The organism is Pseudonocardia sp. MH-G8 (assembly GCF_002262885.1).
Lineage (GTDB): Bacteria > Actinomycetota > Actinomycetes > Mycobacteriales > Pseudonocardiaceae > Pseudonocardia.
Map to the genome: position 1 here is coordinate 124,895 of NZ_NKYF01000015.1, position 12,887 is coordinate 137,781.

Sequence of the window (12,887 nt, forward strand, 5' to 3'; positions counted from 1 at the left end):
CAATGTGGTTGACCGGTACCACCGTCGTCGACGGCACGGGGAGCGACCCGCTGCCCGAGCAGACCGTGCTGGTCGAGGGCGGCCGGATCGCGGCGCTGGGCGGCACCCCGCCGGCCGGCGCGGACGTGCTCGACTGCTCCGGCCTGACGCTCACGCCGGGCCTCATCGACGCCCACGTCCACTTCGGGCTCTCCAGCCCGATCGAGGCCAGCCTGACGCGCGGGCTGTCGGTCGCGGAACTGGCGGCGGACATGTTCGAGAACTGCCGACAGACCCTCGACGCCGGCTTCACCACCGTGCGCGACACCGGCGGCATCGACGGCGGCCTGGCCGGCGTCGTCGCCAAGGGCAAGGTGCCCGGGCCGCGCATCCTGCAGTGCGGGCCGGTGCTCTGCCAGACCGGCGGGCACGGCCACATGGCCTCGGAGTGGGAGCCGACCGCCGACTGGACCGACCACCACATCCCCGGACTGCGCTCGATGTCCATGCTCTGCGACGGCCCCGACGAGATGCGGCGCAACGCCCGGGAGGCGCTCCGCCGCGGCGCCGACTTCCTCAAGCTCTGCGTCACGGGCGGTGTCGTGTCGCGGCACGACAAGCTCACCGACACCCAGTTCGACGTCGCCGAGATCGCGGCAGCGGTGGCGGAGGCGACCGCGCGGGGCACGTACGTGACGGTGCACGCGCACAACAACGCCGGCATCCGCAACGCCGTCACCGCCGGCGTCCGCTGCGTGGAGCACGGCTCCCAGATCGACGAGGAGACCGCCGCGCTCATGGCCGAGCACGACGTCGCGCACGTGCCCACCCTCGCGGTGGTGCACGCCCTGCTCGACGACGCGAGCGAGGCCGGGTTGCCCGCGAGCATCGCCGACCGCGTGGGCGTCGCGCTGCAAGGCCAGATCGACGCCATCCACGCCTCCCGGGCGGCGGGCGTGCGGGTCGGCTCCGGCTCCGACCTGATCGGTCCGAAGCAGGACGGCCGCGGCCGCGAGCTGCTGCTGCGCTCGGAGATCGAGGACCCGATGGCCGCGCTGGTCTCCGCCACGAGGGTCAACGCCGACATCCTCGGAATCGGCGCCGACGTCGGCACCGTCGAGGTCGGCAAGCGCGCCGACCTGGTCGCGTTCCGGGGCAACCCGCTCGACGACCCGAAGATCTTCGCCGACCGCGCCGCCGTCGCGCTCGTCGTGCAGAACGGTGCGGTCGTGAAGGACTCGCGGTGACGCGCACCGCTGCGACCACCCGCGTCGGCGCCGACGTCGACGTGCTGGCCGGTGTCGCGTTCCCCGACCCGTACCGCTGGCTCGAGGGCGACGGGGAGGAGGTGCAGCGCTGGCAGGACGAGCAGGGCGAGGCCGCCGCGGCGTGGGTGCGGGACTGGCCGCACTTCGATCGGCTGCGCGATTCGGTGTCCCGCTTCCAGACGGCCCGGTTCGAGCCGCTCCCCCGCGCCGCCGGCGGACGCTGGTTCCGCACCACGGTGCCGGAGGGGCGCACGCAGCCGTCCGTGGTGGTGGCCGACGAGCCGGCCGGCGAGGGCCGCGTGCTGTTCGACCCGGTGCAGGAGGACCCGGCGCGTCCGCCGTTCGTCTCGTGGATCTCGCCGTCCCCGGACGGGCGCGTCCTCGCGGTCGGGGTCTGCACCGACGGCAGCGAGCAGAACACGGTCCGGCTCGTCGACGTCGCCACCGGAACGGCGTTGCCCGGGGCCCCGGCGCAGACGCTGATGGACAACTGGACCGGCGGCGCGCACTGGCTGCCCGACTCCACCGGGTTCTTCTTCGCCGGTATCGACGGCCGGGCGGTCGACCTGTCGCAGCGGGTGTGGCTGCACCGGAACGGGACGACGACCCAGGTCGACGTGCCGTGGCTGCCGGGGTCGGACTACCGGATGGTCGTGGTGTCGCGCGACGGACGGCACGCGGTGGCCGTGCAGCGGATGATGGACCCGGTCCCCGTCGCGGTCGCGCGGCTGGACGACCCGGCCGCGCTGGTGTGGCACCCGTTCCTCACCGACGTCGAGGGCTCGGTCGCCGGGCACCTGCTGGGCGACGCGTGGGTCGCCGTCACCGACGTCGGCGCGCCCCGCGGCCGGCTGGTGCGGATCCCGCTCGCCGACCCGGGCACCTGGGAGGAACTGGTCGCCGAGTCCGACGCCGTGCTGCGTTCGGTGACCCCGGTCGGCGACGTGCTCTACCTCGCCGAGTTCGTCGACACCTACGCGCGCGTCCGCATCGTCGACGCCGGGGGGAACGCACTCGGCGAGGTGCCGCTGCCCGGCCGGGGCGCGCTCGTCGAGCTGCCGTTCCCGATGATGAACCTCGGGGCGGCGCGGCCGTCCGACGAGTTCCTGTTCGCCTTCTCCACCCTCACCTCGTCGGCCGGTACCTACCGGCACCGGCCGGGCGCCCCCGAGCTGGAGGTGCTGACCGAGCCCGCCGTGGTGATCGACGACGCCGTGGTCGAGGACCGCTGGGCCACCTCCGCCGACGGCACCCGGGTCCCGTACCACCTCGTGCACCGCACCGACGTGCCGCTCGACCGACCGCAGCCGGCGATGATCTACGCCTACGGCGGCTTCAACGCGCCGTGGGTGCCGTCGTTCCCCGGCGTGATGGCCGCGTTCGTGGCCGCGGGCGGGGTGTTCGTGCACGGCCACCTGCGTGGGGGCGCGGAGTTCGGCCGCGCGTGGTGGGAGGGCGGGCGGCTGGCGAACAAGCAGAACGGCTACGCCGACCTGTACGCGATCGCGGAGACCCTGATCGCCGACGGCGTCACCGCGCCGGACCGGTTGGCCGTCACCGGCGGGTCCAACGGTGGGCTGATGGCCGGGGTCGCGGCCACCCAGCGTCCGGACCTGTGGGCGGCGGCGATCCCGCGGGTGCCGCTGCTCGACGTGATCGGCGCCTGCCGCGACGGGTACGGCAACTGGGTGGTGCGGCTGGAGTTCGGCGACCCCGACGATCCCGCCGAGGTGCGGCGGATGGCGGGCTTCTCGCCGTACCACCTGGCCGAGGACGGGGTGGCCTACCCCGCGGTGTTCCTCGACTCCGGCGACACCGACCCGCGCTGCCCGCCCTGGCACGCCCGCAAGTTCGCGGCCCGGCTGCAGGCCGCCCAGGCCGGGCCCGCGCCGGTCCTGCTGCGGATCTGGCGCAACGTCGGCCACGGCTGGGCGACCGACAAGGAGGTCGCGCTCACGGAGAACACCGAGTGGTTGGCGTTCGCCTTGAAGGTGCTCGGGATGCGGCCCTGACCGCGGGGAGGCACCGGCCCGCGTCCGCCGGTGCCTCCCACCTCACGACGTCACGACCCCGGTGCGCAGATCGATCCCGCGGGTCTCCGGGATGCCGCGCAGGATCACCGGCAGCCCCAGCAGCGCCAGCGCGGTGGCGTAGAAGGCGGGGGCGAGCAGGCTCCCACTCGTGTCCACGAGCAGCTGACTCACCAGCGGCGCGGTGCCCGCGAACAGGGCGTAGGCCACGTTGTAGGGCAGTGCCACCCCGCTGAACCGCACGTCGGCCGGCAGCATCTCCAGCACCGCCATGGCTCCCGCGCCGAGCAGGCTCACGACCAGCAGCAGCGCGAACATCGCAACGACGATGGCAGGCATGCTGCGGCTGCCGATCAGCAGGTAGGCCGGCACGGTCAGCACCACGGCCCCGAGGGCACCCGCCCGCACCAGCGGCCGCCGGCCGATCCGGTCCCCCAGTACCCCGAACACCGGCCCGGCGACCGCGGCGAACAGCGTCAGCACGGTGATGATCGTCAGCGCCGTGGACGAGGAGACACCGGCCGCCTGACCCAGGTAGGTGGGCATGTAGCCGAGGAACATGTGGGTGACCACGCCGGTGACCCCGAAGTAGCACAGCAGCACCAGCAGCGACCGCCAGTAGGTACGCAGCAGGTACCCGAACGAACGGCCCGGCTTCGTCCCTTCCTCGGCCATCTCGGTGAACACCGGCGTCTCGCCCACGCCGAGCCGCAGCAGCAGCGCGACCAGCGACAGCAAGCCGGCGACGATGAACGTCCAGCGCCACCCACCCGCGGCGAACGCGTCACCGGCCAGGGCCTGGAAGAGCACGACCGTCAGGGTCGCGCCCGTGACGCCGAGCATCGTCGAGCTGCCGATGAACCCCATCCACAGCATCCGGCGGCCGGACGGCGCGTGCTCGGCACTGAACGTGATCGCGCCGGTGTACTCACCGCCCGCGGACAAGCCCTGCAGCAGCCGGCACACCAGCAGCAGGACCGGCGCGGCGACGCCGATGGTGGCCCAACCGGGCAGCAGGCCGATCGCTGCCGTCGCCCCGCCCATGAGCAGCACCGACGCGCTGAGCGCGGCGCGCCGGCCCAGCCGGTCGCCGATCCGGCCGAACACCACCGCGCCGAGCGGGCGGGCGACGAACGCGACACCGTAGATCGCGAACGTCCCCAGCAACGCGGCGGAGGCCTGGTCCGCCGGGAAGAACGTCGCCGCGATCACGACCGCCGAGAACCCGTACAGCGTGAAGTCGAACCACTCCACGAAGTTGCCCGCCGCACCGGCGAGCACGATCCGCGCCGGCGACCGCCTGCGCGCCTCCCGGTCCTTGGACACCGTCTCCGTCATCGCAGACCTCCTGTTCGGGGATGGAGGAAGCATCGCGGCGCACGCGCCTCGGGAGGAGCGGCGGATGTCACCGATCCGGCCCGGACGCCGCGACAGGTGTCAAACGGCTGCCCGGCTGCGACGATCACCACGACGGACGGAGGCACCGGAATGCCGGAGGACGATCTGCAGGGCATCGTCGACGAGCTGGCCGAGCGGTTGCAGCGGTCGGTCGCGATCGACGACCCGGGGATCCGCTTGCTGGCCGCGAGCCGGCACTTCGGCGACGAGGACCCGGTTCGGGTGACGTCGGTGCTGAACCGGTCCGTCGACTCCGGGCTCGTCGACGACATCCTCGCGCAGGGGATCGCGCAGTGGACCCGTCCGGGCAACGTGGTGGTCGCGGTGGACGACGCCCTACCCCGGCTGTGCGCGCCGGTCCGGTGCAACGCCCTCCTGCTGGGCTACCTGTGGCTCATCGACACCGAACGGTCGCTCGGGCCCGCCGAGATCGACCTCGCGGAGGACGCGGCCGCGCGAGCAGGCGTCGTGCTCTACCGGCGGTTGGTCCTGCACGAGCGGTCCAAGGCGCGGCACGAGGCGATCCTGCGGGAGCTGGTCTCGTCCGACCACTCCGCCCGGGTACAGGCCATCGACGACCTGCGGGCCGAGCAGCTGTTCCCCGACCGGCACCTGCGCTTCCGGGTGCTGGCGGTGCAGCCGCACGGCGACGACCCGGCCGCGTCCGCCGCGCTCGAGTCCGCGGTGGAGGAGGGACTGCGCGCCACCGACGACGTGCACCTCATGGCGGCGAACCGCACCCGGGCGTGGGTGCTGCTCGCCGAGCGCAGCGCACGGCCGATCGACGCCGTGACCAGCCGGATCGTCGCCCGCTTCCGCTCCCTCACCCGCAGCGACGCCCGGATCGTCATCGGTGTCGGCACCGCCGTCGGCGGTCTCGACCTCGTCGTGGAGTCCTACCGCCAGGCGGTGCTCGCCGCCCGCGCCGCGCTGCTGGTGCCGACGCTCGGTGACGTCGCCCGCTGGGGCTCGCTGGGGCCCTACGAGGTCCTGCTCATGCTGCCCGTCGAGCACCTCGTCCCGGCGGCCGAGGTGCCCGCACTGGCCGCGCTGGAACGCCACGACCCCCACGGCGTGCTCATGGCGAGCCTCGAGGCGTTCTTCGACAACGCAGGCGACGTCCGCCGCACCGCCGACCAGCTCTGCGTGCACCGCGCCACGCTCTACCACCGGCTCAAGCGCATCGAGGAGCACACGGGCTGCCGCCTCGACCGCGGCGACGACCGGCTCACCCTGCACCTGGGCCTCAAGCTGCGGGCGCTCGTCGCGGCCTACCGGACCCGGTCCTGAGCCGGCCCCACGCCGCCGAGCCGGGCCCACGTCGTCCGGGACCGACGGCCAGGAGCCAGATCGTCAGGAGGATGAGGGCGCAACCGCCGAGCTGGGTGGCCGTGGGCACCTGGCCGAGGACGGCGGCGGCGAGGACGACCGCCCCGACCGGCTGCAGCAGCAGGAGCGTCGACGCCCACGCGGGTTCGATGCGCGGCAGTCCGCGCGCCACCAGGAGCCAGCTGACCACCTGCCCGAACACGGCGAGCAACGCCAGCCACAGCCAGGTGATCGCCGGGAGGTCGACGGCGATCCCGGTCGTCGCCACCCCCGCGACGCCGGCGGTCGCTGCGGCCGCGGTGGTGCTGAGGAACACCGGCGTCGCGAGGTGTGCCGGTGAGTGCCGGCCGGAGCGGCGGTTGAGGAACAGGTATCCCGTGTAGGCGACCGCCGCGAGCGCGCAGAGCACGGTTCCCCGGACCGGGTCACCACCCGGGCCGCCGGCACCGCCGCCCAGCGCGCCACCGGCGAGAGCGACCCCGACCGTCAGCACCGGCAGTGCGAGCAGGAAGTACCTGCTGATGCGGGTGCGGCTCACCAGCCCAACGAGGACGGGGAACAGGACGATCTGAAGGTTGACGACGACGGTGGCGATGCCGGCCCCGATGTCACCGATGCTGACGTTCCACATGAGGAAGTCGACGCCCAGGAACACCCCCGCGACCAGGGCCGTGCCCGTCAGCCCGGCGGGGAGCCGGCCGTGACGGCGGATCTCCGCCAGGACGAGGGGGATCAGCACGACGGCCGCGAGGAAGCACCGGTAGAACGCCGCGGTGGCCGAGTCGACCCCGGCAAGCGAGATCAACACCGACGAGGCGGACATCGACGCCGCTCCGAGCCCGACCGCGACGAACGCCGAGGTCGCGGTGGCGTCGGACCGGCGCTGCGCAAGGCTCACGACCTCACGGTGACACGGTCAATACTTCAGCACCAGTTGCTATTTCTGCTGCTCAATCCGTAGTTTTGCTTGGGTGTTCGGGTGGGATCGCCTCCGCGTGTTCGCGGCCGTGGCCGACCACGGCTCCATCGCCGCCGCGGCGGCGGCTCTCCACGTCACCAGCCCGGCTGTGAGCCAGCAGATCAAGAAGCTCGAACGGGAGGCCGGCTGCGCGCTGGTCGTGCGGGAGGGGCGGGGGATCCGCCTCACACCGGCCGGGCACATCGCCGCGCAGGCGGCCCGAGCCGTGGATCGCACGATCGCGACGGCCGAGGCCGAGGTCGCCACCCTGCGAGGCCAGGCCGTCGGTCCGCTCAGGATCGGAGCGCTCAACAGCAGCGTCGGTCCGCTGGTGGGGCCGGCTCTGCGGCTGCTCGCCCGGCGGCACCCCCGCCTGGTGCCCAGCGCGTGGACCGGGGAGGCGGTCGATCTCATCCCGAAACTGGAGACGCGGGACCTCGACGTGGTCCTGGTCGAGAGCTGGTCGACCATGCCCGCACGACTGCCCCCGAAGATCACGGTACGGCCGTTGGTCACGCACGAGGTGGCCCTCGCGGTACAGCCCGGGCACCACCTCGCCGGCCCGGACCCGGTGCCGCTGACCCGCATCGACGGTGAGGTCTGGACGGCCTGTCGCCCCGGGACCGACAACCACGACGCCCAGATCCAGACGATGCGCCGGCACGGGATCGAGCCCGACGTCCGCTACGTGGTCGACGACTTCCTGACCCAGATGACGCTGGTGGCAGCCGGCCTCGCCGTCACGCTCGTGCCACGGGACGCCGTCGAGTCCTTCCCCGGCGTCGAGCTCGTGCCCGTCGCCCCGGCCCTGACCCGGACGATCGGGGTGGCGACCCGGCAGGGCGACCTGCCCCCGGCCCCCTCGGCGATGGTCGACGCGTTGTTCGAGGTCGTCCTCGGCGAAGGGAACAGCCGTGCCGCTACCCCAGAACCGTCCCGGAGCTCCCGGCGTTGACCGGGCGGCGGCGGGAGAAGGCGCCGAGGTCGATCGTCTGCCCCGTGTGCTCGGCCACGTACTGCACGGGATCGGCGTCGTGGTCGCGCCCGTCCTCGACCTGCGCGACGATCGCGGCCAGGAACTTCCCCACCAGCGGCGCGTTCTTGAACTGGTTGCCGCTCGTGCCGACCGCGACGTAGAAGCCGTCGAGCCCGGTGCGGTCGTAGATCGGCGTCCAGTCGTCGGCGACGTCGTAGACGCCCACGACGCCGCGCGGCCGGTGCGGCACGGTCAGGCCGGTGAGCCGCCGGGCGGCGCGCGTGACCTGCGCTTCGAAGACGGCCGCGGTCGGGGTCGGGCGCGCGTCGTCGGGATCGTCGAGCCACTCCAGCGGGTCGCACTCGGGTTCGGTGCCCCCGACCAGCAGACCGCCGCCCGCCTCGCCGCGCAGGTAGGTGCCCAGGTCCATGTCGGCGATGCTGATGCCGGGCGCGCCGGCCGGGGCGTAGCCGGGCGGGGCGCCGACGTGCGCCACCTCCTGGCGCAGCGGTCGGAGGCCGACGGTGAAGTCCGACCCGACGCCGGCGAGCGCGTTCAGCGCCGCCGACCACGGGCCGGCCGCGTTGACGACCGCACCGCACGCGACCACGCTGCCGTCGTCGAGCCGGACGCCGGTCACCCGGTCGCCGCGGGTGTCGACCCCGACCACGGCGCGCCGGAGGCGGAACTCCGCACCGCCGCGCGCCGCCGCCGTGGCCAGGTTCTGGGCCGCGAGCTGCGGGTCGGTGACGTACCCGGCGTCGGGGGTGAAGACCGCACCCAGCTCGTCGACGGCGGGTGCCCAGAACTTCTCGTCGTCGATGCGCTTGGGCGGCCAGTACCGGCCGGTGTCGATGCCCGGGACCCGCGCGCGCAGGGTCGGCCCGTCCCACTCCTCGTAGAGCACACCCACCTCGTCGAACAGCCGCACGTAACCGGCGCGCGGCGCGAGGTCGACGTCGAGCATGGCCAGGCCGCTGCGCTCGAACCGGGCGAGCGCACCGACGTCGCACTCCAGGTGCTCGGCCCAGTTCCGCCAGCAGAACTGCGACTCCCACGCCGTCGCCACGCCGGCGTGGGTGGAGAAGTTGAACCGGACGACCGCGCTCGACGCGCTCGTGGAGCCGTGCCCCACGCCGCCCGCCTTGTCGACGACGACCACGTGGCGACCGGACCTGACGAGCTCGCGCGCGATCGAGGACCCGATCACACCCGCACCGACGACGACGACATCCGCGCTCATGCCGTCGAGTCTGTGCGGTCGACGCGCCGGTGACATGCGTCCGGCGACAAAGACCGGGAGCCGGCGACACGACAGATGTCGCCGGGACCGAGCCGACGTCCATGCCCCCGTCCTCCCTCGACGGAGGGTGGTCGCCGGCGCCGATCACCGGCACAGTGTCTCCACCGGGGGATTGCGCGCTCGGTCCGCTGCGGGGAGAAGGAGGGGCCGATGCCCGGAACCGACGAGACGGTGGCTCAGTGGCTGGCGCGGTACGGAGCAGAGGACGCCGACGTGGCGGGCCTGCTCTGCGACGGCCACGCTCCCGACGCCGTCGCCTTCACCTTCGTCGCGCCGGACCTCACCGCGACCTCGATGACCTACGGAGAACTGGCCGACCGGAGCCGCCGGCTCGCCGGTGGGCTGGCGGCGCTCGGGGTCGAGCGGGGCGACCGGGTGCCGGTGCTGATGGGCAAACGGCCCGAGCTCGTGCTCACCCTGCTGGCGATCTGGCGGCTCGGCGCCGTGCACGTGCCGCTCTTCACCGCGTTCGCGACCGGCGCGGTGCGGATGCGGGTCGAGAGCTCCGGCGCGAAGCTCGTGGTCACCGAGCCCGGGCAGCGGTCCAAGGTGGATCCGATCGCCGGGATCACCGTGCTGGAGACCGGCCCCGGGTTCGACGCACTGCTGGCCGGTGAGCCGGCCGCCGGGTCCGTCCCGGTGGGCGGCGACGGCACGTTCGTGCAGCTCTACACCAGCGGCACCACCGGGACACCCAAGGGCGTCCCCGTGCCGGTCCGGGCCCTCGCCGCGTTCCACTGCTACCTGCACTACGGCCTCGACGTCGGATCCGAGGACGTGTACTGGAACGCCGCCGACCCCGGCTGGGCCTACGGGCTGTACTACGCCGTGATCGCCCCGCTGGCCGCCGGGCGCGCCGGCCTGCTCGTCGACGCCGGTTTCGCACCGGAGACCACCGCCGAGGTCGTGCGCCGGTTCGGCGTCACGAACTTCGCGGGGGCACCGACGATGTACCGGGCGATGGGCCACGCCGGGGTCTCCGGCCTGGCGCTGCGCCGGGCGTCGGCCGCCGGGGAGCCGCTCCCGCCCGACGTGGTCGCGTGGGGTCGCACCGCGCTGGGCACGCCGGTCCGCGACCACTACGGGCAGACCGAGCTGGGCATGGTGATCGGCAACCACTGGCACCCCGACGTCGTCGAGGAGATCGCGGACGGCTCGATGGGGCGCCCGCTGCCCGGGTTCACCACCGCGGTCGTCGACGGCCAGATCGCCGTGGCCACCGACAGCCCGCTGCTCTGGTTCACCGGCTACGACCAGGCGCCGGAGAGGACCGCCGAGCGGTTCTCCCCGGACGGCGGCTGGTACTTCACCGCCGACACCGGCCGGGTGGACGCCGAGGGTCGTTTCTACTTCACCGCCCGCGACGACGACGTCATCCTCGCCGCGGGCTACCGCATCGGCCCGTTCGACGTCGAGAGCGTGCTCATCACCCACCCGGCCGTGGTCGACGTCGCCGTGGTCGGACGGCCGGATCCGGAGGGGATCCGGGGCGAGGTGGTGGAGGCGTTCGTGGTGGCGGACGGCGGTGGGAACGCCGCGCTGGCCCGCGAGCTGCAGGACCTCGTGCGCGACACCTACTCCAAGCACGCCTACCCGCGCACCGTCCACTTCGTCGACGCCCTGCCGAAGACCCCTAGCGGCAAGATCCAACGCTATCTGCTGCGGCAGCGGTAGACGGCCGGCGCGGGGCGTCCTGCCGCCGTCAAGCGACGTGCGCGCGCAGTCCGGCGAGGCCCGGCGCGATGTCCGGTCGCAGCACGAGGTCCTGGCCGTAGTCACCGCCGTTCTGCGTCCGGAACGCGATGGGCTCGGTCGTAGGGATGGCGAGCAGGCGCCCGCGCAGCTGCTCGGCCGCTGCCTCGCCTTCCTCGGGCGTGAACCTGTCGGCACCGGAGACCAGGACCGGGGGCAACACCTCTGCGCCCGCGTAGAACAGGGTGCCGTGCTGCAACGGGAACAGCAGATCGTCGACGGCCCCGTGGATGCCCCGCTCGCCGAAGAGCCACCCAGGCCCGCCCATGGTCACGACCGCCATCGCACGCTTGCCCGCGAGGAACCCGTCCCCGTAGCCGATCCACTCGCCGTTCGGGCCGCGCAGCCCGTACGCGAATCCCTGGTGCCAGACCCGGTCGAACCAACCCTTGAGGATCGCGGGCATCCCGAACCACCACATCGGGAACTGGATGACGATCGTGTCCGCCCGCTCGATCTTCTCCTGCTCGGCCCGGATGTCGGCGCTCACCGCACCGCTCTCGTGGGCCCGCTTCGCCGCGGCGGCGACCTGGAACCGCTCCGCCGAGGGGTGGGCGTAGCCGGCCGTGTCGACGACGGGGTTCCAGTTCATCGCGTACAGGTTCGACTCCTCGACCCGGTGACCTCCGGCGCGCAGCGCGCGCTGCCCCTCCGTGGCGAGGTGGCCGTTGAGCGAGCGGGGTTCGGGGTGGGCGAGGATCCAGAGAACGTCCATGGGATCGATCATGAGCGGGCAGCACCGGCACGACGACCGGCTTGATGGCCAACATCCACTAAGATCGGGCCATGGCCGCTTCCGACGGCGACGAGCGTCACCGGGTGGCGGTCCTCGTCCGCCACGGGGTGCTCTCGTTCGAGCTCAGCATCGTCCACCGGATCTTCGGCCAGGCGCGCTCCTCCGCGGGGGCCGCCCTCTACGAGGTCGTGACCTGCACCCCGGAGCCCGGAGAGGTGCGCACCGACGCCGACTTCCCCGTCACCGTCGCCCACGGCCCCGAGACGCTGGCCGAGGCCGACACCGTGATCGTCCCGGCATCCGAGATCGACTTCGAGGCGCGGGACGAACCGCTCGAACCCGCGCTCGCCGCCGCGCTCGCGCGGATCCGGCCCGGCACGCGGATCGCCTCCATCTGCACCGGGTCCTTCTTGCTGGCCGCTGCGGGCCTGCTCGACGGGCGACGGGCCACCACGCACTGGCGTTCGTCCGCCCGTTTCCAGGAGCGGTTCCCCGACGTCCTGTTCGACCTCGACGTCCTCTACACCGACGACGACGGCGTCCTCACCTCCGCCGGCGCGGCGTCGGGCATCGACCTGTGCCTGCACATGATCCGCACCGACCACGGCGCGGCGGTGGCCAACGAGGTGGCCCGCGGGTCCGTCGTACCGCCGCACCGCGCGGGCGGGCAGGCGCAGTACGTGAAGCGGCCGGTGCCGGCCCCGAAGATCTCCTCGACGAGCCGGGCGCGCGGGTGGGCGCTCGAGAACCTGCACCGTCCCGTCACGCTGCGGGAGCTGGCGTCCCAGGAATCGGCGAGCACGCGGACGTTCACCCGCCGCTTCCGCGAGGAGATCGGCACCTCGCCGGGACGGTGGCTCACCCAGCAGCGCATCGAGCGGGCCTGCACCCTCCTGGAGCGCACGGACCTACCCATCGACCAGGTCGCCGTCGCCGCGGGCTTCGGCACCGCGGGCTCGATGCGCTTGCACCTCCAGGCCGAGCTCGGTGTCTCCCCCAGCGCCTACCGCGCCACGTTCCGTGGCCGCGACCGGACGAGCGACCTCCCGCAGGTCTGATCGTCACTCCAGGCTTCCCACCGCCTCTTCCGCCGCGTTCACCACACCTGAGGTCCGGACGAGGTCCAGGACCTCACTCATGTCCGTCTGGAACCACCGG

At 73.4% G+C, this 12,887-nt stretch carries 10 protein-coding genes; 6 read left to right on the top strand and 4 right to left on the bottom strand.

The window, feature by feature from the left end:
• Window positions 1-2: 2 nt before the first annotated feature.
• Together CFP66_RS28500 and CFP66_RS28505 are read left to right on the top strand one after the other, a co-directional pair.
• Entirely contained in the window at window positions 3-1,226 is a 1,224-nt protein-coding gene (locus tag CFP66_RS28500; protein ID WP_094928281.1) for an amidohydrolase family protein, read from the top strand.
• Window positions 1,223-3,259, top strand: coding sequence for a prolyl oligopeptidase family serine peptidase (locus CFP66_RS28505; protein WP_094928282.1), 2,037 nt, complete (start codon window positions 1,223-1,225; stop codon window positions 3,257-3,259). The genes CFP66_RS28500 and CFP66_RS28505 overlap by 4 nt, the downstream gene beginning before the upstream one ends.
• Window positions 3,260-3,301: 42 nt before the next feature.
• Here the strand turns inward: CFP66_RS28505 and CFP66_RS28510 are convergent, their stop codons facing one another.
• Window positions 3,302-4,615: an MFS transporter gene (locus CFP66_RS28510; RefSeq protein ID WP_094928283.1), complete on the bottom strand. Its 1,314-nt coding sequence runs from the start codon at window positions 4,613-4,615 to the stop codon at window positions 3,302-3,304.
• A 150-nt stretch (window positions 4,616-4,765) separates the two neighbouring features.
• On the opposite strand from CFP66_RS28510, the gene CFP66_RS28515 reads away from it, so the two are divergent.
• A complete protein-coding gene (locus tag CFP66_RS28515; RefSeq protein ID WP_094928284.1) occupies window positions 4,766-5,965 on the top strand; it encodes a CdaR family transcriptional regulator in 1,200 nt (399 codons plus the stop codon).
• On the opposite strand, the gene CFP66_RS28520 is transcribed toward CFP66_RS28515, so the two are convergent.
• On the bottom strand, window positions 5,922-6,902 hold the full coding sequence (locus CFP66_RS28520) for a DMT family transporter (protein ID WP_094928285.1): 981 nt from the start codon (window positions 6,900-6,902) through the stop codon (window positions 5,922-5,924). The two genes, CFP66_RS28515 and CFP66_RS28520, sit on opposite strands and share 44 nt — an antisense overlap.
• Window positions 6,903-6,975: 73 nt before the next feature.
• On the opposite strand from CFP66_RS28520, the gene CFP66_RS28525 reads away from it, so the two are divergent.
• Entirely contained in the window at window positions 6,976-7,917 is a 942-nt protein-coding gene (locus CFP66_RS28525) for a LysR family transcriptional regulator (protein ID WP_094928286.1), read from the top strand.
• Here CFP66_RS28525 and CFP66_RS28530 read toward each other — a convergent pair.
• Complete coding sequence (locus CFP66_RS28530) at window positions 7,883-9,181, bottom strand: FAD-binding oxidoreductase (RefSeq protein WP_094928287.1); 1,299 nt, start codon at window positions 9,179-9,181, stop codon at window positions 7,883-7,885. The genes CFP66_RS28525 and CFP66_RS28530 overlap by 35 nt on opposite strands.
• A gap of 210 nt (window positions 9,182-9,391) precedes the next feature.
• On the opposite strand from CFP66_RS28530, the gene CFP66_RS28535 reads away from it, so the two are divergent.
• Window positions 9,392-10,915 (top strand): AMP-binding protein, encoded by a 1,524-nt coding sequence (locus CFP66_RS28535; RefSeq protein ID WP_094928288.1) that lies wholly within the window; start codon window positions 9,392-9,394, stop codon window positions 10,913-10,915.
• A 28-nt stretch (window positions 10,916-10,943) separates the two neighbouring features.
• Here CFP66_RS28535 and CFP66_RS28540 read toward each other — a convergent pair whose 3' ends face one another.
• Window positions 10,944-11,708, bottom strand: a complete 765-nt coding sequence (locus CFP66_RS28540; protein ID WP_094928289.1) for an NAD(P)H-dependent oxidoreductase — start codon at window positions 11,706-11,708, stop codon at window positions 10,944-10,946.
• 71 nt (window positions 11,709-11,779) lie between these two features.
• On the opposite strand from CFP66_RS28540, the gene CFP66_RS28545 reads away from it, so the two are divergent.
• A complete protein-coding gene (locus tag CFP66_RS28545; protein ID WP_094928290.1) occupies window positions 11,780-12,787 on the top strand; it encodes a GlxA family transcriptional regulator in 1,008 nt (335 codons plus the stop codon).
• Window positions 12,788-12,887: the final 100 nt, after the last annotated feature.